General features: G+C 67.8%; 22 protein-coding genes. 5 read left to right on the top strand and 17 right to left on the bottom strand.

From position 1 onward, the window contains the following. Positions 1–119 precede the first annotated feature (119 nt). From glgA to G578_RS0102915, 7 genes are all read right to left on the bottom strand, one after another. Positions 120–1589 carry a glycogen synthase GlgA gene (gene glgA, locus G578_RS24435; protein WP_038013383.1) on the bottom strand — a complete coding sequence of 490 codons (1470 nt, stop codon included), beginning with the start codon at positions 1587–1589 and terminating at the stop codon, positions 120–122. Beyond that, positions 1586–2857 (bottom strand): glucose-1-phosphate adenylyltransferase, encoded by a 1272-nt coding sequence (gene glgC / locus G578_RS0102940; protein ID WP_028792980.1) that lies wholly within the window; start codon positions 2855–2857, stop codon positions 1586–1588. The genes glgA and glgC overlap by 4 nt, the downstream gene beginning before the upstream one ends. 155 nt (positions 2858–3012) lie before the next feature. Continuing rightward, the gene (locus G578_RS0102935) at positions 3013–3720 is read right to left on the bottom strand and encodes a tellurite resistance TerB family protein (protein WP_028792979.1); all 708 of its coding nucleotides are present in this window, start codon (positions 3718–3720) and stop codon (positions 3013–3015) included. Between the two features lie 84 nt (positions 3721–3804). After that, on the bottom strand, positions 3805–5010 hold the full coding sequence (locus G578_RS0102930; protein ID WP_028792978.1) for an acyl-CoA dehydrogenase family protein: 1206 nt from the start codon (positions 5008–5010) through the stop codon (positions 3805–3807). 13 nt (positions 5011–5023) lie between these two features. Further along, positions 5024–6154 (bottom strand): acyl-CoA dehydrogenase family protein, encoded by a 1131-nt coding sequence (locus tag G578_RS0102925; RefSeq protein WP_028792977.1) that lies wholly within the window; start codon positions 6152–6154, stop codon positions 5024–5026. Further along, complete coding sequence (locus G578_RS0102920; RefSeq protein ID WP_028792976.1) at positions 6151–7350, bottom strand: acyl-CoA dehydrogenase family protein; 1200 nt, start codon at positions 7348–7350, stop codon at positions 6151–6153. The genes G578_RS0102925 and G578_RS0102920 overlap by 4 nt, the downstream gene beginning before the upstream one ends. Before the next feature lie 25 nt (positions 7351–7375). Continuing rightward, a complete protein-coding gene (locus G578_RS0102915; protein WP_028792975.1) occupies positions 7376–8557 on the bottom strand; it encodes an acetyl-CoA C-acyltransferase in 1182 nt (393 codons plus the stop codon). 213 nt (positions 8558–8770) lie between these two features. Here G578_RS0102915 and G578_RS0102910 point away from each other — a divergent pair, with 213 nt between their 5' ends. Next, positions 8771–9928 (top strand): NADH:flavin oxidoreductase/NADH oxidase, encoded by a 1158-nt coding sequence (locus tag G578_RS0102910; protein ID WP_028792974.1) that lies wholly within the window; start codon positions 8771–8773, stop codon positions 9926–9928. A gap of 105 nt (positions 9929–10033) precedes the next feature. Here the strand turns inward: G578_RS0102910 and G578_RS29345 are convergent, their stop codons facing one another. Further along, positions 10034–10189, bottom strand: coding sequence for a hypothetical protein (locus tag G578_RS29345; RefSeq protein WP_156907184.1), 156 nt, complete (start codon positions 10187–10189; stop codon positions 10034–10036). A 233-nt stretch (positions 10190–10422) separates the two neighbouring features. On the opposite strand from G578_RS29345, the gene G578_RS0102900 reads away from it, so the two are divergent. Beyond that, positions 10423–10620 carry a CsbD family protein gene (locus tag G578_RS0102900; RefSeq protein WP_028792973.1) on the top strand — a complete coding sequence of 66 codons (198 nt, stop codon included), beginning with the start codon at positions 10423–10425 and terminating at the stop codon, positions 10618–10620. A 126-nt stretch (positions 10621–10746) separates the two neighbouring features. Here G578_RS0102900 and G578_RS0102895 read toward each other — a convergent pair whose 3' ends face one another. The 6 genes from G578_RS0102895 to G578_RS0102870 form a co-directional block, all read right to left on the bottom strand. After that, the gene (locus G578_RS0102895) at positions 10747–11139 is read right to left on the bottom strand and encodes a VOC family protein (protein WP_028792972.1); all 393 of its coding nucleotides are present in this window, start codon (positions 11137–11139) and stop codon (positions 10747–10749) included. 43 nt (positions 11140–11182) lie between these two features. Next, positions 11183–11545, bottom strand: coding sequence for a response regulator (locus tag G578_RS0102890; protein ID WP_028792971.1), 363 nt, complete (start codon positions 11543–11545; stop codon positions 11183–11185). Positions 11546–11678: 133 nt separating this feature from the next. Then, positions 11679–12743 carry a PAS domain-containing sensor histidine kinase gene (locus G578_RS0102885; protein WP_028792970.1) on the bottom strand — a complete coding sequence of 355 codons (1065 nt, stop codon included), beginning with the start codon at positions 12741–12743 and terminating at the stop codon, positions 11679–11681. 103 nt (positions 12744–12846) lie between these two features. After that, on the bottom strand, positions 12847–13320 hold the full coding sequence (locus G578_RS0102880) for a MaoC family dehydratase (protein ID WP_028792969.1): 474 nt from the start codon (positions 13318–13320) through the stop codon (positions 12847–12849). Then, on the bottom strand, positions 13313–14338 hold the full coding sequence (locus G578_RS0102875; RefSeq protein WP_051243755.1) for an NADP-dependent oxidoreductase: 1026 nt from the start codon (positions 14336–14338) through the stop codon (positions 13313–13315). The genes G578_RS0102880 and G578_RS0102875 overlap by 8 nt, the downstream gene beginning before the upstream one ends. An 11-nt stretch (positions 14339–14349) precedes the next feature. Then, positions 14350–15987 (bottom strand): GMC family oxidoreductase, encoded by a 1638-nt coding sequence (locus G578_RS0102870; protein WP_211228846.1) that lies wholly within the window; start codon positions 15985–15987, stop codon positions 14350–14352. A 132-nt stretch (positions 15988–16119) separates the two neighbouring features. Between G578_RS0102870 and pcaB the strand changes: the two genes are divergently transcribed. Continuing rightward, on the top strand, positions 16120–17436 hold the full coding sequence (gene pcaB, locus G578_RS0102865) for a 3-carboxy-cis,cis-muconate cycloisomerase (protein WP_028792966.1): 1317 nt from the start codon (positions 16120–16122) through the stop codon (positions 17434–17436). 98 nt (positions 17437–17534) lie between these two features. On the opposite strand, the gene G578_RS0102860 is transcribed toward pcaB, so the two are convergent. The 3 genes from G578_RS0102860 to G578_RS0102850 form a co-directional block, all read right to left on the bottom strand. Beyond that, on the bottom strand, positions 17535–19187 hold the full coding sequence (locus G578_RS0102860) for a thiamine pyrophosphate-binding protein (RefSeq protein WP_028792965.1): 1653 nt from the start codon (positions 19185–19187) through the stop codon (positions 17535–17537). 80 nt (positions 19188–19267) lie between these two features. Continuing rightward, positions 19268–20344, bottom strand: coding sequence for an NAD(P)/FAD-dependent oxidoreductase (locus G578_RS0102855; protein ID WP_028792964.1), 1077 nt, complete (start codon positions 20342–20344; stop codon positions 19268–19270). Further along, positions 20341–21192 (bottom strand): LysR substrate-binding domain-containing protein, encoded by an 852-nt coding sequence (locus G578_RS0102850; protein WP_169400813.1) that lies wholly within the window; start codon positions 21190–21192, stop codon positions 20341–20343. The genes G578_RS0102855 and G578_RS0102850 overlap by 4 nt, the downstream gene beginning before the upstream one ends. A gap of 115 nt (positions 21193–21307) precedes the next feature. Between G578_RS0102850 and G578_RS24430 the strand changes: the two genes are divergently transcribed. Together G578_RS24430 and G578_RS0102840 are read left to right on the top strand one after the other, a co-directional pair. After that, entirely contained in the window at positions 21308–22339 is a 1032-nt protein-coding gene (locus G578_RS24430) for a permease (protein WP_211228845.1), read from the top strand. Between the two features lie 89 nt (positions 22340–22428). Further along, positions 22429–22986, top strand: coding sequence for a TetR/AcrR family transcriptional regulator (locus tag G578_RS0102840; protein ID WP_028792962.1), 558 nt, complete (start codon positions 22429–22431; stop codon positions 22984–22986). The last annotated feature ends 75 nt before the right edge of the window (positions 22987–23061 follow it).

Raw genomic sequence — 23061 nt, 5'->3', positions numbered from 1 at the left:
CTGTTCCGGGGCCTACCCTTCCGCCGTACGATGATCGGAAGGTTTCGAACGACGTTCCACCGTGGGCCCCGGAACAGGTCCGGGGAGTGAGTTAGGGGGTGGGGAGCGAAACCGCCCCCTCACCGGGTGCCACTGAACCGCTTCTTTCCTTCCTTCGCCGCCATCAGCCGGGCGTAGAGGTCGATATAGCGTTCCGCCGGGCCGTCCCAGCCGACCGGGTGGCGCATGGCGTTGCGCTGCATCTGACGCCACAGAGACCGTTCGGAGAACACCGCGAAGACCTTGGCGATGGCGTTGGCGAAGGCCTCGCGCGAGCCCGGGTCGAACTGGAAGCCGGTGGCCACGCCGGCGCTGACGGCGGCCGAGTTGGCGTCGATGACCGTGTCCGCCAGCCCCCCCGTCCGCGCCACCACCGGCAGGGCGCCGTAGCGCATGGCGTACATCTGGGTCAGCCCGCAGGGCTCGAAGCGCGACGGCACCAGGACCGCGTCGGACCCGGCGTAGATCCGGTGCGCCAGATCCTCGTCATAGCCGATGCGCACGCCGACCGAGCCCGCATGGTCGCGGGCGGCGGTGAGGAACGCCTGCTCCAGCCGCCGGTCGCCGCTGCCCAGCAGGACCAGGGAACCGTCGACCCGCAGCATGTCCGGCAGGATGCCGAGCAACAGGTCGAGCCCCTTCTGGTCGGTCAGTCGGCTGACCACGCCGAACAGCGGGCCGGTACGACCGGCATCCAGGGAAAACGTCTGCAGCAGGGCCTTGCGCGCTGCCTTGCGACCGGACAGGGAGCGCGAGGTGAAGGACGGCACCGCCGGATCGGACATCGGGTCCCACAATTCGGTGTCGATCCCGTTGAGGATGCCGATCGCCCGTTCCTGGCGCGCGGCCAGCACCCCTTCCAGGCCCCAGCCGAATTCCGGGCTCTCCAGCTCGCGGGCATAGGTCGGGCTGACCGTGGTCACCAGGTCGGAGTGGATCAGACCGGCCTTCAGGAAATTGACCTTGCCGTAGAACTCGTAGCCCTGGGCGGTGAACCCCGTCTCCGGCAGCTTGAGGTCGCGGCGCAGCTCGGCTTCGCACACGCCCTGATAGGACATGTTGTGAATGGTCAGGATGCTGGCGACATCGCGCACCCCCCAGTCCTGCATATAGAGCGGCGCCAGGCCGGTCTGCCAGTCATGGGCATGGACGATGTCGGGACGCCAGCCGTCCGCCAACCCGTCGCGGGCGATCCCTGCCGCCACCCAGGACAGGGCGGCGAAACGGAACGGGTTGTCGGGCCAGTCCTCGCCCTCGGGCGTGACGTAGAGGCCGTCGCGCTCGAAATACGCCGGCATGTCGAGGGCGAGCACGTCGAGGCCGCCGACCGGCGCGCGGCGGACCGTCGCCGGTTGACCGAACACGTCGGCCTCCCGCCAGACGGCTTCGCCCTCGGCGGTCGGCGCCGTCACGCCGGGATAGCCGGGCAGCAGGACGCGCACGTCCACGCCCCTTGAGGTCAGCGCCTTGGGCAGGGCGCCGGCCACGTCGGCCAGCCCCCCGGTCTTCACCAGCGGCACGCATTCCGAGGCGACGAAGAGCACTCTCATCGGGCGGCAATCCACCGCTCGATCATCGGACGGGTGATCAGGCAGGTTCCGGCGTCGGTCCGGCGGAACCACCTGGCGTCCTCCTCCGGATCCTCGCCGACGACCAGGCCCTCGGGGATCTCCACTCCGCGGTCGATCACCACCTGCTTCAACCGGGCGTGCCGGTTCACCACCACCTTCGGCAGGGCGACGACCTCGAAGAGCTCGGAGAAGGAGTGGGTGTGGCACTTGGTGAACAGCAGCGAGCGCTCGATGTTCGAGCCGGAGATGATGCAGCCACCCGACACCATGGAGCTGACCGCCTGGCCGCGACGGTTCTCCTCGTTATGGATGAATTTCGCCGGCGGCACGACCTCGCCATAGGTCCAGATCGGCCAGTCCTCGTGGAACAGGTCTAGGCCGGGAACGAAATCCGTCAGGTCGATATTCGCCTCCCAGAACGCATCGACGGTACCCACGTCGCGCCAGTACGGGGCCGGCTCCAGCCCGCTCATCACGCAACTGTCGGAGAAGAAATGGGCATAGGCGCCGCCGCCCTTCACCATGGCGGGGATGATGTCCTTGCCGAAATCGTGGCTGGAGGTCGCATCATCGGCGTCGTCCAGCAGCAGCTCGCGCAGCACCGACCAGTTGAAGACATAGATGCCCATGCTCGCCAGCGCCTTGTCCGGATCGTCCGGCAGCGGCGGCGGATCGGCCGGCTTTTCGACGAAGTCGACGATGCGGGAATTGTTGTCCACCGCCATGACGCCGAAGGACGACGCCTCCTGCCGCTTCAGCGTCAGGCAGCCGACCGTCACGTCCGCGCCGGTCTCCACGTGCTGCATGAGCATCCGCTCATAGTCCATCTTGTAGATGTGGTCGCCGGCCAGGATGACGATGTACTCGGGTTCGTAGCTGTCGATGACGTCGATGTTCTGCGCGACCGCGTCGGCGGTACCCAGATACCAGTTCTCGCCGCCCGACTGCTGCGAAGCCGGCAGGATGTCGAGGAACTCGTTGCGCTCGGCCCGGAAGAAGCTCCAGCCGCGCTGCAGATGGCGGATCAGGCTGTGGGCCCGGTACTGGGTCGCCACGGCGATGCGGCGGATACCGGAATTCACCGCATTCGACAGCGCGAAGTCGATGATCCGGCTCTTGCCGCCGAAATAGACCGCCGGCTTGGCCCGCCGGTCGGTCAGTTCCATCAGGCGGCTGCCGCGGCCGCCGGCCAGGACGAAGGCCATCGACTGCTGCGCCAGCCTCGTCGGCCCCGGTGTGTGGACCATCATCCCCTCCCCTTGCGCGCCGAGACTGCCTGGAACGGCGTCGCGGATCTCGTTCTACAAGAGTGGGGCCGAACGGTCAGCAGTACACCCCCCGATCGAACAAGATCCGCAGCCGTCTGTTGCGCAGGTCGGGTCTGGGTCACGGATCCTCGCTGTCACGCCTCGGCCAGGGCGGTCTCCACCTCGCGCTCCAGCCGGCGCCGCAGGTCGTCCGGCAGGCGCAGGGCATCGCCCAGCCGCTGCTTGTAGCGGGCATCGCCGGGCACGCCGGGGTCCAACACCACCAGGGAGGCCAGGTAGACCTCGGTCGCCTGCGGTTCGTCGGCGCAGAGCGAGGCGATGGCGATCGGATCGGCCGGCCGGTCGAGTTGCACGGAGATGAAGCGGCGCTCGTCCTCCGCCAGGTCGGACGACTGGATCTGCTGATCGATCAGCGCCTGTTCGTCGGCGTTGATATGGCCGTCGGCCAGCGACGCGCTGACCATCGCGCGCACCAGCGTGAGGCGAAAATCCTCGCCCCGGCTGTCGCGCAGACGCGCCGGATCGAAGCCGCTGTCCGCCGGCGGCGCCGAGGGGGCCGCTGTCGAGGCGTCCTCGGGGCGATTGGCCTTATGGTCGCTCCAGGCCTTGTAGGCGAGGCCGCCCAGCACCGCGAGGCCGCCATAGGTCAGTGCCTTGCCGCCGAGCTTGCGCGCCTTCTTGGAACTCAGCAGCGCGGCGACGAGGCCGCCGGCTGCGGCGCCGCCCATCAGGCCGCCGGGCATGTTGCTGGCGAGGCCGCCCGCCATTCCGCCGAGCCCGGATTTCGACTTGGAACCCGATCCGTTGCCCAGGAACCCATCCAGCAGCCGTTGAACGTCCATCGCCTCGTTACCTCGCCAGAAATTTCGGTACCGGCGAGAAGGGGATTTGGGCGGCGGTTTTCAATAGCGGCCGGATGCCGCCGGTCAGGCGTTCTTCTTCAGCTCCGACCGGGCGATCGATTCCAGATGCACCTCGTCCGGGCCGTCGGCCAGACGCAGCGCCCGGCTGTGGCCATAGGCATGGGCCAGGTGGAAGTCCTGGGAAACCCCGCCGCCGCCATGCACCTGGATCGCCTTGTCGATCACCTCGCAGGCCATGCGCGGGGCGATGACCTTGATCATGGAGATTTCCTGCCGCGCCGCCTTGTTGCCGACCGTGTCCATCTTATGGGCGGCGTAGAGCACCATGAGGCGGGCCTGATCGATGTTGATGCGGCACTCGGCGATGGTGTGGCGCAGCGCGCCCTGGTCGGACAGCGGCTTGCCGAAGGCGACACGGGAGCGCGCCCGGGCCTTCATGGATTCAAGTGCGCGCTCGGCCTGGCCGATCAGCCGCATGCAGTGGTGGATGCGCCCCGGGCCAAGACGCCCTTGCGCGATCTCGAAGCCCCTGCCCTCGCCCAGCAGCACGTTGGAGACCGGCACCCGGGCGTTCTCGAAGGTGACCTCCGCATGGCCGTGCGGCGCGTGGTCGTAGCCGAATACGGTCAGCGCCCGCTTCACCGTCACCCCCGGCGTATCGAGCGGCACCAGGATCATCGACTGCTGGCGGTACTTCTCCGCGTTCGGATCGGTCTTGCCCATGAAGATCATGATCTTGCAGCGCTCGTCGAGCGCGCCCGACGTCCACCACTTGCGGGCGTTGATCACGTACTCGTCGCCCTCGCGGGTGATCTGCGCCTCGATATTGGTGGCGTCGGAGGACGCGACCGCCGGCTCGGTCATGGCGAAGGCTGAGCGGATCTCGCCGTTCAGCAGCGGTGTCAGCCAAGCTGCCTTCTGCTCCTCGGTGCCGTAGCGGACCAGCACCTCCATGTTGCCGGTATCCGGGGCGGAGCAGTTGAATACCTCCGAGCCCATGGACGACCGGCCCATGACCTCGCAGATCGGGGCGTAGTCGCGGTTGGACAGGCCGGCGCCGAGATCGCTCTCCGGCAGGAACATGTTCCACAGCCCGGCGGCCTTCGCCTTGGCCTTGAGCTCCTCCATGATCGGCGGGGCGGACCAGCGGCTGGCGCCCTCGGCGACCTGCTCCTCGTAGATGTGCTCGGCCGGATAGACATGCTCGTCCATGAAGGCCTGCACGCGGTTGCGCAGCTCGGCCGCCTTGTCGCTCATCTCGGGGATCATGGAGGTCCTTCCCTTACGCCATGTCGACGATGCGGCTCAGATGATGGCCGGCATTGCCGAAGGTCACGTCGATCAGCCGAAGCCGCTTGAAATAATGGCCGACCGCCATCTCGTCCGTCATGCCCATTCCGCCATGGAGCTGGACGGCCTCCTCGCCGACCATCTTGCCGGCGCGGCCGATCTCGGCCTTGATCATCGAAGCGGCGCGGGCGCGCTCCACCCCGCCCACGCTGTCCATCAGCCCGGCCGTGCGGTAGCACAGGGCGTGGGCGAAGCGGGTCTCCGACAGCATGTCGACGGCCCGGTGCTGCAGCACCTGGAAGCTGCCAAGCGGCTTGCCGAACTGGGTGCGGGTCTTCAGGTACTCGGTGGTCAGATCCACCGTCGCCTGCATCGCGCCGACCCCTTCGGCGGCGAGCACCACACAGGCCCGGTCGACCACGCCTTCGACGATATCCAGCGCCTTGCCCATCTCGCCGAGCACCGCGTCGAGACCGACGCGCACGCCGTCGAACTCCAGGTCGGCGCCGCGCATGCCGTCGATGGTGGGATAGGTCTTCTTGGTCAGCCCCTCGGCATCGCCGGGCACCAGGAACAGGGTGATGCCCTCGCGCTCGTCGTCGCGCCCGCCGGTGCGGGCCGAGACGATCAGGGTGTCGGCGCAGTCGCCGTGCAACACCACCGCCTTGTGACCGTCGAGAATCCAGCCCTCATCGCTCTCGGTGGCCATGGTCGAGACCCGCGGCAGGTCGTAGCGGCTGTTCGGCTCGCTGTGGGCGAAGGCCAGCAGGCGCTCGCCGGCCGCCACCTGGGGCAGGATCTCGGCGGCACGCTCCGGATCGGCCCGGGCGACGATCTCCGCGCCCAGCACGATGGTGGCGATGAACGGCTCGACCACCAGGGCCTTGCCGAAGGCTTCCATCATCAGCGCCAGATCGACGGTGGAGCCGCCCAGCCCCCCATGCTCCTCGGCGATCGGCAGCGCGAGCCAGCCGAGTTCGGCGAAATCCTTCCAGACCTGGCGCGACCAGCCGCCCTCGCCCTTGCGGATCCTGTTGCGCTGCTCGAAGCCGTACTTGTCGGCGAGATAGCGCTCGATGCTGTCGGCAAGCTGCCGCTGATCGTCGGTGAACGTGAAACTCATAGGCCAAGCACCATCTTCGCCAGGATGTTCTTCTGGATCTCGTTCGATCCGCCGTAGATCGAGGCCTTGCGCCAGTTGAAATACAGCGGCGCCAGGGCCGGGCCGTAATCCGGGCCGACCGGCTCCTCGTTCCAGCCGTCGTCGCGGAAGGCTTCCGGCTGGTACGGGGCGGCATAGGGGCCGATGGCCTCCATCAGCAGTTCGGTCAGGCCCTGCTGGATCTGCGTGCCCTTGATCTTCAGGAAGGACGGCTCGGCTCCGACCGGCCGGCCCTCGCTCTCGGCATAGAGGGTGCGCAGGACCAGGCTCTCCAGGGACAGCAGGTCGATCTCGATCTGCGCCAGCCGGCGGGCGTAGTCCGGGTCCTTGATGATCGGCCGGCCGCCGGCCAGCTCGGTTCGTGCGATGCTCTTCAGCTTGCGCAGCTGCGCCTTGGAGCGGCCCACCGCGGCGATGCTGGTCCGCTCATGACCGAGCAGATACTTGGCGTAGGTCCAACCCTTGCCCTCCTCGCCGATCCGGTTCTCCACCGGTACGCGGACGTCCTCCAGGAAGACGCTGTTGATCTCGGCGCTGCCGTCCAGGGTCGTGATCGGGTGGACGCTGATCCCCGGGCTCTTCATGTCGATCAGCAGGAAGGTGATGCCCTCCTGCGGCTTGCCGGTGTCCTGGGTGCGCACCAGGGTGAACATCCAGTCGGCATGCTGGGCCAGGGTGGTCCAGGTCTTCTGGCCGGTCACCACGTAGTGCTCGCCGTCCAGCACCGCCTTGGTGCGCAGCGACGCGAGGTCGGAGCCGGAGCCGGGCTCGGAGTAGCCCTGGCACCACCAGTCGTCGGAGCTGAGGATGCGCGGCAGGAAGCGCTGCTTCTGCGCCTCGTTGCCGAACTTCATGATCACCGGCGCCACCATGGTCACGCCGAACGGGATCACCATCGGCGCGCCGGCCAGCGCGCATTCCTCATCGAAGATGTGCTTCTGCATCGGCGTCCAGCCGGTGCCGCCATGCTCCACCGGCCAGTTCGGCGCGATCCAGCCCTTCTCGTGCAGGATCTTCTGCCAGCGAACGTGATCGTCCTTGGAAATGCGGAAGCCGTTGCCGGTCTTCTCGGCGATATCGGCGGGGAGTTTCTCCTTCAGGAAGTCGCGGACCTCCTGGCGGAAGGCCTCCTCCTCGGGTGACAGAACCACGTCCATGGCCATCTTCTCCTCGTCGATCTTCTCAGGCGACTTCGAACAGCCCGGCCACGCCCTGGCCGCCGCCGACGCACATGGTGGTGACGACGTATTTCGCCCCGCGCCGCCGGCCCTCGATCAGCGCATGCCCGACCATCCGCGCCCCGGTCATGCCGTAGGGGTGGCCGATGGAGATCGAGCCGCCGTTGACGTTCAGCCGGTCGTTGGGGATGCCGAGTTTGTCCCGGCAGTAGATCACCTGACTGGCGAAGGCCTCGTTCAGCTCCCACAGGTCGATATCGTCGACCTTAAGCCCGGCCCGCTCCAGCAGGCGCGGCACGGCGAAGACCGGGCCGATGCCCATCTCGTCCGGCTCACAGCCGGCGGCCACCAGACCGCGATAGATGCCGAGCGGCTCGATGTTGCGGCGCTCCGCCTCCTTGGCGTCCATTACCACACAGGCCGACGCGCCGTCGGAGAGCTGGCTGGCATTGCCGGCGGTGATGAACTGGTCGGGACCGCGCACCGGCTCCAGGCCGGCCAGGCCTTCGGCGGTGGTCGACGGCCGGTTGCCCTCGTCCTTCTCCAAGGTAACCGTCTTCTCGCTGACCTCGCCGGTCTCCTTGTCCTTGACCAGCATGGTGCTCTGCAGCGGCACGATCTCCTCGGAGACGCGGCCTTCCGCCTGGGCGGCGGCGGTGCGGCGCTGGCTCTCGGCGGCGTACGCGTCCTGGGCCTCGCGGCTGACACCGTAGCGCTGGGCGACGATGTCGGCGGTCTCGATCATCGACATCCACAGCGCCGGCTTGTGCTCCATCAACCAGGCTTCGGTCAGATGGACCTTGTTCAGGTTGGCCTGGGTCAGACTGATCGACTCCACCCCGCCGGCGACCATGGCCGGCACGCCGTCCACGATCACCCGCTGGGCCGCCATGGAGATGGTCTGCAGGCCGGAGCTGCAGAACCGGTTCACCGTGGTGCCGGCGGTGCTGACCGGCAGGCCGGCGCGCACGGCGGCGAGGCGGGCGATGTTCTGGCCGGTCGCCCCTTCGGGCAAGCCGCAGCCGATGATAGCGTCCTCGATTTCCGCCGGATCGAGCCCGGAGCGGGCGACCGCGTGGCTGATTGCATGGCCGGCGAGAACGGCGCCGTGGGTGTTGTTGAAAGCGCCGCGAAACGCCTTGCCGATCGGTGTCCGGGCAGTGGACACGATGACCGCCTCACGCATGAGGCCCTCCCTCTGACATTCCCCTTCGACACCGGGCAGCGGCGCCGGGATTTGGTTCTAGCATCGATAGCAGGCGCACGGTGGCACGGGAACCATGATCGTGCCAACGCCAACCCTGATCTCCGGCGTTTCGCCCTCTTGTCAGCGCAGCGTCCAGGGGGTCTCCTCACTGGCGACAAGAAGCATTCGGCCAAAAGCCTACGGGAGGAATTCATGAGCGCATCGCCGCGCCTTTTCGAGCCGCTGACCATCGGATCGACAACCCTGAACAACCGCATCGTCATCTCGCCGATGGACCAGTACTCGGCCGTGGACGGCGTGCCGACGGCGTATCACCTGGTGCATTACGGCAAGTTCGCCATGGGCGGCGCCGGGGCCGTGATCGTCGAGGCGACCGGCGTGTCCGAGGCCGGGCGAATCACCAACGGCTGTCCCGGTCTGTACAACCAGGCGCAGGTCGACGGCTTCCGGCCGATCACCGATTTCATCCGCCAGCAGCGGTCGGTGCCGGGGGTGCAGATCGGCCATGGCGGGCGCAAGGCCTCCACCCAGCGGCCCTGGGAGGGCGGCGGTCCGGTCGGCCCCAAGGAGATCGCCAACGGCGACAAGCTCTGGCAGCCCTACGGCCCCTCCGACCTCGCCCTGACCGACGGCTGGCTGACGCCGAAGATGATGGACGATTCCGATCTGAAGCAGACCAAGCAGGACTTCGCGGACGCCGCCAAGCGGGCACTGGATGCCGGGTTCGAGCTGGTCGAGATCCATATGGCCCACGGCTACCTGCTGCAGACCTTCCTGTCGCCGCTCTCCAACACGCGGAACGACGGCTATGGCGGCGATATCGAGGGGCGGATGCGGTTCCCGCTGGAGGTGGCCGAGGCGGTGCGCGCGGCCTGGCCGGCCGACAAACCGCTGTTCGTGCGAATCTCCTCGGTCGACGGCATCGACGGCGGCTGGGAGATGGAAGACAGCGTGCTGCTTGCCAAGGCGCTGAAGGAGCGCGGGGTCGACGTGATCGACTGTTCGTCGGGCGGCAACTCGCCCAAGGGTGCCACCAACGCCAACCTGAAGCGCGGCCCGGGCTATCAGGTGCCCTTCGCCGAGCGCATCAAGCAGGAGGTCGGAATCCAGACCATGGCGGTCGGGCTGATCCGCGAACCCGATCTGGCCGAGCGGATCCTGCAGGAGGGTCGCGCCGACCTGGTCGCCATCGGGCGTCAGGCGCTGGTCGACCCGTTCTGGCCGCTGCACGCCGCCCAGCATTTCGACATCGATCCCGATTTCGAGAAGTGGCCGCACCAGTACGCCTGGTGGCTGGAGAAGTGGGACAAGGGGCTGCGCGCCTATGCCCGCGAGCAGGCGGCCGAATAGGGCTCCGAAACGAAGAAGCGCTGGCGTCGGGGGAACGCCAGCGCCTGGAACGGAACGGTGGTGTCGGGGAAGACTCTCACCGTTCCGGAAACCCGTGGGACGGTCTCACCGCTCGATCGGCGGCTTCTTGTCCTTGTGGTTCTCCTCGTGGTCCGCATCGGCGGCATCCGGCGCCTTGGGACGCGGCGGCCGCGAGAACGGCACCGTGCCCGGCTGCAGCGGGTCGACCGGATGGTCGGGGGGATTTGTCTTGTCGGCCATGACTCTGCCTCTCGGACGGTTGCGTCTGTCGATGGCAACGCGCGGGCACGACAGAGGTTCCCGACCGTCGGCATGTATAGCTCGACGATTCTAAAAGTCTTCTGACAATAGCGCGCATAACACCGGTTTCGCCTCTGCCTGAGAAATGACTGACGTCACTTACCCATCTCGGGAACCGGCAAATGGGGGTCTGCGTTCTCCCAGTACCCCCCACCGAATATCGAGGAAAAGTCATGAATTGGGATCAAATCAAAGGTAACTGGAAGTCCGTCAAGGGTAAGGCGCAGCAGCAGTGGGGCGACCTTACCAACGACGAACTCGACAAGGTCGAGGGCAGCCAGACAGAGCTGGAAGGCCTGATCCAGCAGCGCTACGGCAAGTCTCGCGAAGAGGCGAAGCAGGAAGTGCGCGACTGGGCAGACCGGATCTGATCGGCCTACGCTGAACGAGGGAGGGCCGCACCATGTGTGCGGCCTTCTCTGCTTGGGCCGTCTCTGCATGGCCTGTTTGACGCGAACGCAGAGTGCCGTGGCCAACTCGACCGCGGGTCAACACCCTCAATACTCGGCGTAGATTTCGATGACGTTGTTCTCCGGGTCCCGGAAGAACAGGGTGCGATGGCGCCAGCTCGGCAGGTCCGTCGGTTCGCGCACGATCGGCACCCCATGGGCCAGAAGCTCGCGGTAGCAGGTGTCCACCGAGGGCGGCGGCACCCGGAAAGCGAGCTGCACCGAGGCAGATCCCGTCACCGCCGGCCCGTCCTGCCAGATCGGCATGCCGTCGCGCGGGCGCAGGGTCAGCAGCGTGGCACCGATGCGGAAGCTCACCCATGCCGGCGTGTCGGTCTCGACCGCGAACCCCATCACCTCCTCATAGAACCGCCGCGTCGTCGCCATGTCGGTGCAGAGCAGCACGGTGTGGTCCAGATTGTGGATGTCCTTCAGGCTCATGGACGCGTCCTCCGGAGTGTACGAACCTGCGGAACGGGCCCGGTCATCGTGCCGCCGGCCGACGGCACGCATCCACGATGACCTCAGGGTCGTACGGTTTGCCGAAAAACTGGCTGCCGCTCACGTTCCGCGTCGGGTCGATCGCGTTACCGGATGCATAGATCACCCGCACGTCGGGCCGCTTGATCCGGGCCTCTTCCGCCACGTCCCAACCGGTCAAGGCCCCGCCCAGCCGGATATCGGTGAAAACGACATCGATCTGCGAATCGTCGGACAGGATCTCGACGGCCTGTTCTCCGCTTTCGGCTTGCAAAACCACGAATCCGGCTTCGGTGAAGGTCTCGCATGCCGACAGTCTGATAAGAAATTCGTCCTCGACGATTAGAACAGTTTGAGCGGTGGTCATTAAAACCCCTAATGCCGCGCGGCGGCCCCAAGTACATAAACGTCCTTACGATCCGAGGGTTCCTAGCGGTTCACACAAAAACACCCGTCACGCTTCGCCGTGTCAGCGCCGGCGAGGCGTGTGCGGGTAAATATCACCGACCGGTCCCCGGCTTGCGCGCCGGGATGTCGACGTTGAAACAAACGGTGTCTTCGTCGCAGGTGACACCGATCTCTCCGCCATGGGCGGAGACGATCTCGGACGAGATGAACAGTCCGAGCCCCAGCCCGTGCGGACTGGACTGCGAGCCGCCCTTGAAGAACGGCTGGTAAAGCGTGTCGAGGGACGATGCCGGAATCGGCTGTCCCGAGTTGCAGACCGATATCTTCAACCGGCCATCCGAGAACACGGCATCGACCTGGATCGGGTCGCCGGGGTCCCCGTGGGTGACGGCGTTGCCGAGAAGATTGGACAGGACCTGCATGATCCGGGGGCCGTCGCAATACACCTCGCCCCGGATATCGGTGGTGAACTCGATCACCGTGCCGTCAAACGCGGTCTGAATCTCCTGGACGATTTCCGCCGCTTCGCCGGCGAAGTCCGGTATCACGGCCCGTTCCAGTCCGATGCCGTCGCCGAGCCGGACCCGCGCGAAGTCCATCATGTTCGTGACCAGTTCGGCCATCCGCGCGCCGCTGGCCTGCATATGCCGCAGAACCTGGAGCGAGCGCTCGCTCTGCTCTTCGCGCAGCAGCAGATTGACGCCCGAGATGACGGAGGACAGGGGGTTGCGCAGGTCATGACCCAGAACGGCCAGGAACTGCTCTCTCAGCATCGCCTCGTCGCGCTGAGCCTGGATCACCTCATCGCGTTGCTTTTCGTCCGTGACATCCCGGACGATGCAGTAGAAATGCTCCCCCTCCGGCACCGCCACCCAGGAGAACCAGCGGTAGTCGCCGTCGGTCGTGCGATAGCGGTTTTCGAAACGGAGAACGGGTTTGCCGCTCTTCACCTCCTCGAATGCGCCGTTTGACCGGTCAACGTCCCCGGCGTGAAGGAAATGAAGGTAGGGCTGTCCGACTATTTCGTCCTCCGCCCACCCGAGCGTCGCGGTCCATGCCGGGTTGACGGCGGCGAAGCAGCCATCGCGGTCGATGATGCACATCAGGTCGGGGCTGACCCGCCACGTATTCGTGGCGATACGGCTTTCCTCCAGCATGCTTCCCTCCAGCCCCCAATGCTTCAGCACCGCCTATGATCCTTACAGAGCGCAACCATCGCACTCAAGGCCGGCCGCCGGTCCCAGGACGGATACGGTCTCGTCAGGGCGCCACGATGTACTGGGCGATGGCTTCGGCGACGCAGGCGGGTTTGTCGCCGCCCTCGATCTCCACGGTCACGGTCAGGTGGACGCGGATCGTGTCCGGCTTCTGGCGCAGCACCCGGTCGAGCACCACCCGCCCGCGGATCCGGCTGTCGGACGGAACCGGAGCAAGGAAACGGACCTTGTCGAGGCCGTAGTTGATGCCCGCCACCCTCGGCTTCAGCGTGAACACCTCCGCCGTGATCCGCGGCAGCATGGACAGGGTCAGATATCCATGGGCGACCGTGGTGCCGTAGGGCGACTCCGCCTCGGCCCGGACCTCGTCCAGGTGAATCCACTGGCGGTCGTCGGTCGCGTCGGCGAAGCGCAGAATTCGCGACTGGGACATCTCGATCCAGTCGCTGACCCCGAGTTCTTCGCCGACACAGGCCTCCAGCGCCTCGACGGTGTCGAAGCTCCGGGGATCAGTCACGGGTCGGGTCCGCGGAGACGCGGATGAGCTGCTTGCCGAAATTCCGGCCCTTCAGCAGGCCGACGAAGGTCTCCGGCGCGTTCTCCAGCCCCTCCACGATATCCTCGCGGTATTTCAGTTCGCCGGAGCGGATATAGCCGCCGACCTCCTTCACGAAGGAGCCGAAGCGGTCCCAGCGCTCGGTGACGATGAAGCCCTGGATGTGCAGACGGTCGGTGAGGATCTGCCGCATCAGGCTGGCCCGGCTCGGCCCACCGTCCAGCGACGTGGCGTTGTACAGCGAGATCATGCCGCAGACCGGGATGCGCCCGAACGGGTTCATCAGCGACAGGGCCGCGTCCAGGGTGGCGCCGCCGACATTCTCGAAGTACACGTCCACGCCCTTCGGGCAGGCCGCCTTCAGGTCCTCCTTCAGGCTGTCGGAGCGGTGCGACACGCAGGCGTCGAAGCCGAGTTCGTCCTTCACGAAGGCCACTTTCTCCGGCGAGCCGGCGACGCCGACCACCCGCGCGCCCTTGATCCGGGCGAGCTGGCCGACGACCGAGCCCACCGCCCCGGACGCGGCCGAGACCACCACCGTCTCCCCCGCCTTCGGCTGGCCGATGTCCAGCAGGCCGACATAGGCGGTCAGGCCCGGCATGCCGAGCACGCCCACCGCCGTCGAGATCGGCGCGTCCGCCGGGTCGAGCTTGCGCAGGCCCTTGGCGTCGACCACGTCGGCGCTCTGCCAGCCGGACATGGAGAGCACGAAGTCGCCCTCCTTGAACTTGTCGGCGCGCGACTGCACGACCTGGCAGACCGTGCCGCCGGTGATCACCCCGCCGATCTCCACCGGCTGGGCGTAGGACCGGGCATCGCTCATCCGGCCGCGCATATACGGGTCGAGCGACAGGTAGATGGTGCGCAGCGCCACCTGCCCCTCCCCGACCTCGGGAAGATCGATCTCGACCTTCTCGAAATCGCCGGCCACGGGCTCGCCCTTGGGGCGGGAGGCAAGACGGATCTGGGTGCTCTTCATGGGGAAATCCCTCAGTTCGGATGGTCTTCGCGGATCATGTCGGAGGCTTTCTCTCCGATCATGATGGCCGCCGCATTGGTATTGCCCGACACCATGGTCGGCATGATGGAGGCGTCCGCCACCCGCAGCCCGGCGATGCCATGCACCCGCAGGCGGCTATCGACCACGCAGTCCTCGCCCGGCCCCATGCGGCAGGTACCCACCGGATGAAAGGCGGTGTTGGCGGTGTTGCGCACGTGGTTCAGCAGATCCTCGTCGCTGGTCGCCCCGCTGCCCGGTTCCACCTCCTCGCCGCGCAACGGATCCATGGGTGCGGCCTCCGCCACCTTGCGGATCAGCCGCAGCCCGTCGGTCATGGTCTGCCGGTCGAGCGCGTCGGACAGGAAGTTGAAGCGGATCTCCGGATGCTCGCGGGCATCGGACGAGCGGACATGGATGGTCCCCAGGCTTTCGGGGCGCAACTGGTAGCAGGTCATGGTCATGCCCGGCCAGTCATGCAGCAGGCGGCGTTTGGCGTCGCGGATGACATAGGGCATCACATGGACCTGGATGTCCGGCGTCTCAAGCTCCTGCCGGGTTTTCAGGAAGCCGAGGATCGGCGCGGAGGGCATCGCCATGAATCCGCGCCTTGTGGTCAGGTAGCGCAGGAACTGCCAGCCGCGCGGGATCAGCCCGGCCATGCGCTCGTTATAGGACACGCCACGCTGCTTCAGCCGCCAGACCATGCGGGCGTTGATGTGGTCGCGCAGGTTCTCGCCCACCGCCGAGAGCTCGTGCTTCACCTCGATGCCGAGCGGCTTCAGCACGTCCGGCCTGCCGATGCCCGAAAGTTCCAGAAGCTGCGGGGCCGCAACGCCGCCGCAGGAGACGATGACCTCGCGCCCGGCGCGGACCTCGACTTCCTCGCTGTTGGCGATCCGGTAGGCCACGCCGACGCAGCGCTTGCCCTCCAGGATCAGCCGGGTCGCCAGCGCGCCGGTGACGACCTGCAGGTTCGGCCGCTTGCGCGCCGGCTCCAGATAGGCGACCGCCGTGCTCTGCCGGAACCCGTTCTTGATGGTGGTCTGGGTCCGCACGAAGCCTTCCTGCTCGGCGCCGTTGTAGTCCGGGTTGCGGCGGATGCCGATCGCCTCGCCGGCGCGGAAGATCGACTCGTAGAGCGGGCTCTGATCGTAGGACTCGCAGACATGCAGCGGGCCGCCTTGGGCGCGCATGTCGTCGGCGCCGTGCTCGTAATTCTCCATCCGCTTGAAGATCGGCAGCACGTCGTCGAAGCTCCAACCGCGATTGCCGCGCTGAGCCCAGGTGTCGTAGTCGAGCGGCTGGCCACGCACATAGACCAGTCCGTTGATCGAGGAGGAGCCGCCGAGCAGCTTGCCGCGCGGCACCGCAATTTCCCGGTTTGCGGTCGCCGGCTCGGGCGTGGACTTGTAGCACCAGTTGGCCGCCGGGTCTGAAATCAGCAGCCCGAAGCTCGCCGGCATGCGGCTGTACGGGTGGCTCGCCGCCCCCGCCTCCAGCAGCAGGACCTTGTGTTTTCCGCTTTCCGTCAGCCGGTTGGCGAGTGCCGCGCCGGCCGATCCCGCACCGACAATGATGAAATCGACCTCGGCTGCCATCGCGCCCGAGTTCCCTTGCGCTGCTTGCATCGTCCATCCCTCCCATGCTGCCCTTGTTTCCGCGCAGCTTCGTGGAATGCGAGCACGGCGCGCGTGATCTGTCGAGCCGCCAACCGAGCCGCGCTATGCTGCCGAGGAACGACCAATCTAAGGATTGCCGGAATGCCCGTTACCGCCTTCGACTCCGCCCTTACCGCGCCGCTCCTGTCCGACCCGGAGACGGCAGTCCTGATCGACGACGCCGCCGTGACGCGGGCGATGGTCGAGGTCGAGCGCGCCCTGTCCCGGGTCGAGGGGCGGTGCGGCGTGATTCCGCAGGATGCAGCGGCGGCAATCGACAGCGCCCTGGACGGCTTCATGCCCGACATGGAGAAACTCGGTGCCGGCATGCAGACGGCCGGCGTGCCGATCGTCTCCCTGGTCAGCCAGCTCCGCGACAAGGTCGGCGCGCCCGCCCGCGACTATGTCCATGCCGGCGCCACCAGCCAGGACATCTACGACAACGCCCTGCTGCTCTGCTTCGCGGCGGCGACCGACCGCATCAAGGCGCGGCTCGACGCGGTCATCACGTTGCTGTCGATCCTGGCCGACGAGCACCGCTACACGGTAATGGCCGGCCGCACCCGCACCCAACAGGGCATTCCGATCAGCTTCGGCGCCAAAGTCGCCGGCTGGCTGGCGCCGCTTAAACGCTATCGCGAGCGGCTGATCTGGGTGCGCGAGGAACTGCTGGTGGTGCAGTTCGGCGGGGCCGCCGGGACGCTCGCCGCCATCGGCCCGGGCGGCATGGACGTCGCCGACATGCTGGCCGACGAGCTGGGGCTGGATCGGCCGGTCTCGCCCTGGCACACGGCGCGCGACGGCATGCTCAGCCTGGGCGACTGGCTGTCCGGCGTTACCGGCACCCTGGGCAAGATCGGCGCCGACCTGCTGCTCATGGGCCAGAACGAGGTCGGCGAGATCCGCGCCGGCGGCGGTGGCGGGTCCAGCGCCATGCCGCAGAAGGCCAATCCGATCGGCATCGAGATGCTGGTCACCCTGGCGCGCGCCAACGCCACGAACCTGTCGGGCCTGCATCACGCGGCGATCCAGGAACACGAGCGCGGCGGGCCGGGCTGGACCCTGGAATGGGTCTGTCTGCCGCCGATGGTGCTGGCCACGGCGGCGGCCCTGCGGATCGTGAGCGAGACGCTTGCGGGCCTCACGGTGGACGCCGCCCGCATGCGCGCCAACCTGGATCTCGGCACCGGCCTGATCATGGCCGAGGCGGTGACGACGGCGCTGGCCCAGCATGTGGGCAAGGTGGAGGCCCAGGCGCTGGTCAAGCAGGCCTGCCAGGACGCGCCGGGCTCGGGCCGCTCGATCACCGAGTTGCTGCGCGAGCGGTGCGACGCGCCGGTGGACTGGGACGCGGCGGCCGACCCTTTGAACTACCTCGGCGCATCGCAGGAGATCATCAACCGGGTGCTGGCGCTCTAAAATCCTGGCGCTTTAAAATCAATGACGACCGTCATCCCGGGAGCGCCCGGGGCCCGCCGGGATGACGGAGTAGTGTGAGGGTGGGCGCGCTGCTGCCCTCACCCCTTCGCGTAGGGCGGCGGCGTGTAGTAGCGCGGGTACGGGCCGATCGCGGCCATGTCGACTTCCACCAGCGCCGGACCCGGCACGGCCAGCGCCTCGCTCAGCGCCGCTTCCAGCGCGTCCATCGACCGCACCACCGCGTAGGGCATGCCGCTGCCGTCGGCCAGGCGCTTGAAGTCCGGCGGGGTCGGGTCGGCGAAATGGTGACGGCCGCCATACAGGCTGTCCTGGATGTGTTTGATCACCCCGAAACCGCGGTCGTTCATCACCAGGAACACCACATCTGCCTGCTCGTCCGCCGCGGTCCACAGCTCGCCCAGGTTCATCGCGAAGCCGCCGTCGCCGCTGATGCAGAGCGTCTTGCGCCCGCCCGCCCCGAGGGCCGCGCCGATGCCCATGGACAGGCCCGGCCCGATCGCCGCCCCCACCGGGTACAGCGTATCGCGCGGTCCGTAGACCTCGAACGCCTTGTGGCCCCAGGTGGTGTGGGACAGGGTGACGTCGCGCACGAACACCCCGTCGCGCGGCAGTACCCGGCGCACGATCTCCGGCATGGCGGCATAGCCGTCCAGGAAGGCGCTGTAGGCCGTCTTCGCCGCCTTGCGTGCCGTCGCCACATCTCCCGCCAGGGCCGGATCGAGGGACAGCCCGTCCGCCAGCCGCCCGGCCAGGGCCGACAGGGTCGTCTCCGCCGCGCCCCGCACGAACAGGTCTGTCGTGTAGGTCCGCCCCTGGGCCTTGGCGTCGATGTCGATCTGCACCCGACGGGCCGGTAGGCCGAGCGACTGGTCCTGTGTCTCGTGGCCGCGCAGCCGCGAGCCGGCGACGATCAGCAGGTCGACGGTGTCGAGAAACGCCTGGATCTCCGGCAGCCCGGCCCCGGCGGCGAGCGACAGCGGATGGTCCTCCGGCACCGCCCCGCGGCCGTTCCAGCTGCTGATCACCGGGATGCCCAGATCCACCAGCGCCTGCACCGCGCCGGCCGCGTGCTTGGCCCCGTTGCCGACCCAGAGCAGCGGTCGCTTGGCGGCTTTCACCGTGTCCACCAGCGCCGACAACGAGGCGTCGTCCGGCAGGTCGGCGGCCGCGCGCGGCAGGGTCAGGGTCTCCAGCTCGGCCGGTCGGGGGATCTCGGCGCGCTGCACGTCGATCGGGATCTCCACGCTGACCGGTCCGGTCGGCGCGGTCAGGGCATCGGCCACCGCCCGGGTCAGGATGCCGAGAGCTTGGCCGGGGGACAGGATTCGGTAGGCGCTCTTGCAGACCGAGGCGAGCATCGCCGACTGACCCGGCACGTCATGCACTGGCCCCATGTCGCGGTCGAGCATGGCGGTCGGCGTCTGGCCGGTGATGTGCAGCAGCGGGGTGGAGGCGAACCCGGCCTCGACCAGCGCCGGCACCGCGTTCGCCGCGCCGGGCCCGGTGCTGGAGATCAGCACGCCCAGCCCGCCATGCACCCTTGCATAGGCATCGGCCATGTGGCCGCCGCCGTATTCGCTGCGGGCGGTGACGAAGCGGATGGCGTTGCGGCGGCCGATGGCATCGAGCGTGGGGATGTTATGCACAGAGACGATGCCGAACACCGTCTCCACGTCCATGCGCTGCAGAAAGTCGGCGACGAGGTCGCCCACACGATACGTCTCGGCCATTACTGTCCTCCCAGGAACTCTCGGTTTGTTTTCCGGGAGTATGGCGAGGCCGCAGCGGGTGTGCCTAGAGACCGAATCTCTTAGAGATCAAATCGTTCAGGCCGGCACGGCTGCAATGCGTCCTCGGAACGACCGTCCAGGATCTCCGCCGCCGCCAGCCGGCCGATTACCGGAGCCAGGATGATGCCGGCGTGCATCACCGCCAGATACAGCCCGCCGATGCCCGGCATGAAACCGACGAGGGGCGCGCCGTCCCGCGGCATCGGTCGCCAGCCGGGAACGGCGTCGATCAGCGCGATGTCCTGCGCGCCCCGCACACCGGACCGCACCGCCTCCATGACGCGACGGCCGATCGCCATCGGGCCGTTCTCCGGCGTCTCGTCGATATAGCCGGCGGCCGACAGCATCAGCGTGTCGCCGGCCTGGCGGATCTCGAAACCCGGCGAGCAGACGATGCCCCGAACCAGACGCCCGGCGGTGCGCATCCGCACCAGGGTCGCCGGCGAGGCCCGCAGCGGCAGGTCGAGGCCAACGCCCCGCACCAGATCGGTCGATCCGACCCCGGCGGCCATGACCACGATATCGGCGGCGATCTCCCCGTCCTCCAGCGCGAGGCCGGTCACCCTGCCGCCGGCTTCCATCAGCCCGGCGACACGCTCCCCGAACCGCAGCACCGCCCCCGCCTCCCGCGCGGCGGCGCAGAGCGCGCGGGTCGCGACCACCGGATCCACGCTGCCCTCCCCCGGCGCATGGGCCGCTATCCGGGGCGGCGCGATCAGGCCCGGCTCCAGGTCCGAGATCTCCGAGCCGGTGACCAGGCGCACATCGTATCCGGCGGCGGCATGGTGGGCGACGAGACGTTCGGTCTCGCCCAGGTCCTCGTCCCAGCTCAGTGCGCCGGTCCAGTTCACCGTCACCGCACCGTCGAGTTCGGCCTCCAGCCGGTGCCAATCGCCGATCGCCGCCTGCCGCAGGTCCTGATAGGCATGCGGGTCGGTGTGGGCGATGTTGATCCAGGAGAACGCCCTTGCCGTGACACCGGAGCCCGGCTCCGCCACGTCCACCAGGGTGACGCGCGCCCCGCGCAGCGCCAGGTGATAGGCCATGGACGCGCCGACGATTCCGGCACCGACGACCGCTATCCTAGGGCTGCTCACTGGCGGATCTCAGTCTCCAGGGCCGAGCGCATCGCAGTCTCGACGGCGGAGGCGATCTCGGGGTCCAGCCCCGGCCGGTGCATAAGCACCAGGTGCGACGGCGGCACGGCCGGCAGCCCTCGGATTCGCTCGACTCCTCCCATCGCCTCCCCTTCCAGCGTTCCCATCAGCGCGACGGCCAGCCCCGAGCGCACAGCCGCCCGCACTCCTGCAACGGACTCGCTCGTATACACCACGCGGTAGGGTCTTCCGTCTCGCTCCAGAGCCTCCACCGCCAGATCCCGCCAGGCGCACTCGCGGTCGAACAACGCCACCGGCAGCGGGTCGTATTCCTCCAGGCGTTGCGCCGAATCGGCAACCCATACCCGCTCCACCGTCGCGAGCACAGGCCAATCCACCTCCCCTTTCTCCACGTCGCAGACAGCGGCATCCAGCTCGCCGGTTGCGATCGCGCCGGGAAAGCCGGAGCTGAGCCCGCAGCGCACGGCAAGGTCTACCCTGGGATGTTCGCGGACCAGCCGGGCAACCACGGTGGAGAGCGCCGACTCCCCAACCTCTTCCGGAACGCCGAGACGCAGCGTCCCGAGCAGATCCCCGGCCCGGGCCTCGGCAACCGCCTCGTCGAGCAGACCCACCACCCGATCGGCTATCGGCAGCAGGGTCGCGCCGTAGGCAGTCAGCGTGACGCCGCGTCCACGCCGCTCGAAGACACGCCGACCTAAGATCGCTTCCAGACGTTTGATCTGCAGGCTGACCGCCGATTGCGATCGCAGCACCCGCTTTGCCCCGTCGGTGACGCTGCCCGACGCGGCCACCGCACGGAACGTCCGCAGCAGATCGCTGTCCAACGGTGGGACAAATCCATTTATCAAACTCATATCAAACATCCATGCTACTCGTTTCACAAATACCCTAGCAGTCTCCACACTTCAGGCAACGAGGTGCTCGCAGGAGTGAAGAACCGTGACGACGGCACAGAAGCCGATCAGGCAGCGCGGCTGGAAACCGGTCTGGATCGCCATCGCCGGGACAGCCGTCGGTCTTATCGGTCTGCTCCGCCCGGAGCTCGCTTTGGGCACGCTGAATTTCGTTCTGTCGAGCTTCGTTGCGGCCGCCCCGCTGGTGATCCCTGGCCTGCTCCTGTCGGCCGCGATCCTTGCCAGCAGTGCCGGCGCGCGGCTGTCGGGGAGCCTGAAAGGGAATGTCGGCGTGGCCGTGCTGACAGCCGCAGCCCTCGGCACGGTGACGCCCGTCTGCGGCGTGACCGTTCTACCCTTGATGACCGGGCTGCTGTCCGCCGGCGTTCCGCTGGCGCCGGTGATGGCATTCTGGCTGTCCTCGCCGGTCACAGATCCGGCGATGGTCGCGGCCACCGTCGCCGTCCTCGGCGTTGAATTGGCGGTTGCTAAGACCCTGGCCGCCTTCCTCATCGGACTCGGCGGCGGCGGCGTGGTGGCCGTCCTGGCGCGGCAGCCCTGGATCGCCAAGCCGCTGCGCGCAACGCTCTCTCATCCGTCGGACTGGGACGCAAGGATCGCTGGGACGGACAGGACCAGTGCGGTGGTCTGGCGGTTCTGGCAGGTGCCGGCCCGTCGGGAGCGGTTCCTGCGGGAGGTCCGGTCGATGACCCGGCTGATCCTGATCTGCCTCACACCCGCCTTTGCCGCTGAATACCTGCTGCAGCGATTTCTGGCACCCGAAACGTTCGCGGACCTGCTCGGCACCGACAGTCCCTGGGCGATCCCGCTGGCGGTCTTCGTCGGAGCGCCGGCCTATATCGACGGCTATGCCGCCCTGCCGCTGACCCGGAGCCTGATGGACCATGGCATGGCCCCGGGTGCGGCTCTCGCCTTTCTGGTCTCCGGCGGCGTGGTCAGTATCTGGGGCGCCCTGGCGATCGTGCCCGTGCTCCGGATCCGGCCTTTTGTTCTGTATCTCGCGCTGGGAGTGGGCGGATCGCTCGCCGCCGGCTACCTCTACGCAGCCATCGCCTGAGGTCCGCCCCACAGTTCCCGGTGCGCGAAACCGGTTGCGCGCGGCCAGGCCGCCTCTATATCGATCGTTCGGTATAGAAGGAGCCCACCATGCCGCGTCCGGCTGCCCCGCGCGAAGAGATCGTCGACCGATTGGGCGACGTGTTCCGCCGTCACGGCTACGGCGGCGCCAGCCTGAAGCTCCTGTCCGACGCCACCGGGCTCGGCCGCTCCAGCCTCTATCACTACTTTCCCAACGGGAAGGAGGACATGGCCCTGGCCGTCCTCGACAGCGCGGAACGGTGGATGGGCGACGAGGTGGTCCCGATTCTGGAAAGCGCCGCCTCGCCGCAGGAGAAGGTCCGCGCCGTGGTGGCGGCGCTCGACCGGTTCTATCTGGGCGGCCGGCGCTCCTGTCTGCTGGAGCTGTTCGCCATCGGCGATGCGCGCGAGGTGTTCGGCCCGCGGGTGTCGCAGCGCCTGGCCAACCTGCGCTCGGCCCTTGCCGGGATCGCCCGGGAGGCCGGCCATGCGCCCGACGATGCCACCCGCCGGGCGGAGGATGCGATGATCGCCATCCATGGCGGCCTCGTGGTCTCCCGCGGTCTGGGAGACACCGCCCCCTTCCGCCGTGTGCTGGACGGGCTGGAGAAGACGCTGATCGGGTAGCCGCCCGAAACCCGGCTTGTCGGCGCCCGCCGCACACCCCAACCTAAAAGATAATTCGGCCCACACCCCTTGATC

Source organism: Thalassobaculum salexigens DSM 19539 (genome assembly GCF_000423805.1).
GTDB classification, from domain to species: Bacteria; Pseudomonadota; Alphaproteobacteria; order Thalassobaculales; family Thalassobaculaceae; genus Thalassobaculum; species Thalassobaculum litoreum.
Note: the sequence above shows the minus strand (reverse complement) of the source record. Positions and strands in the feature narration are given on the sequence as shown.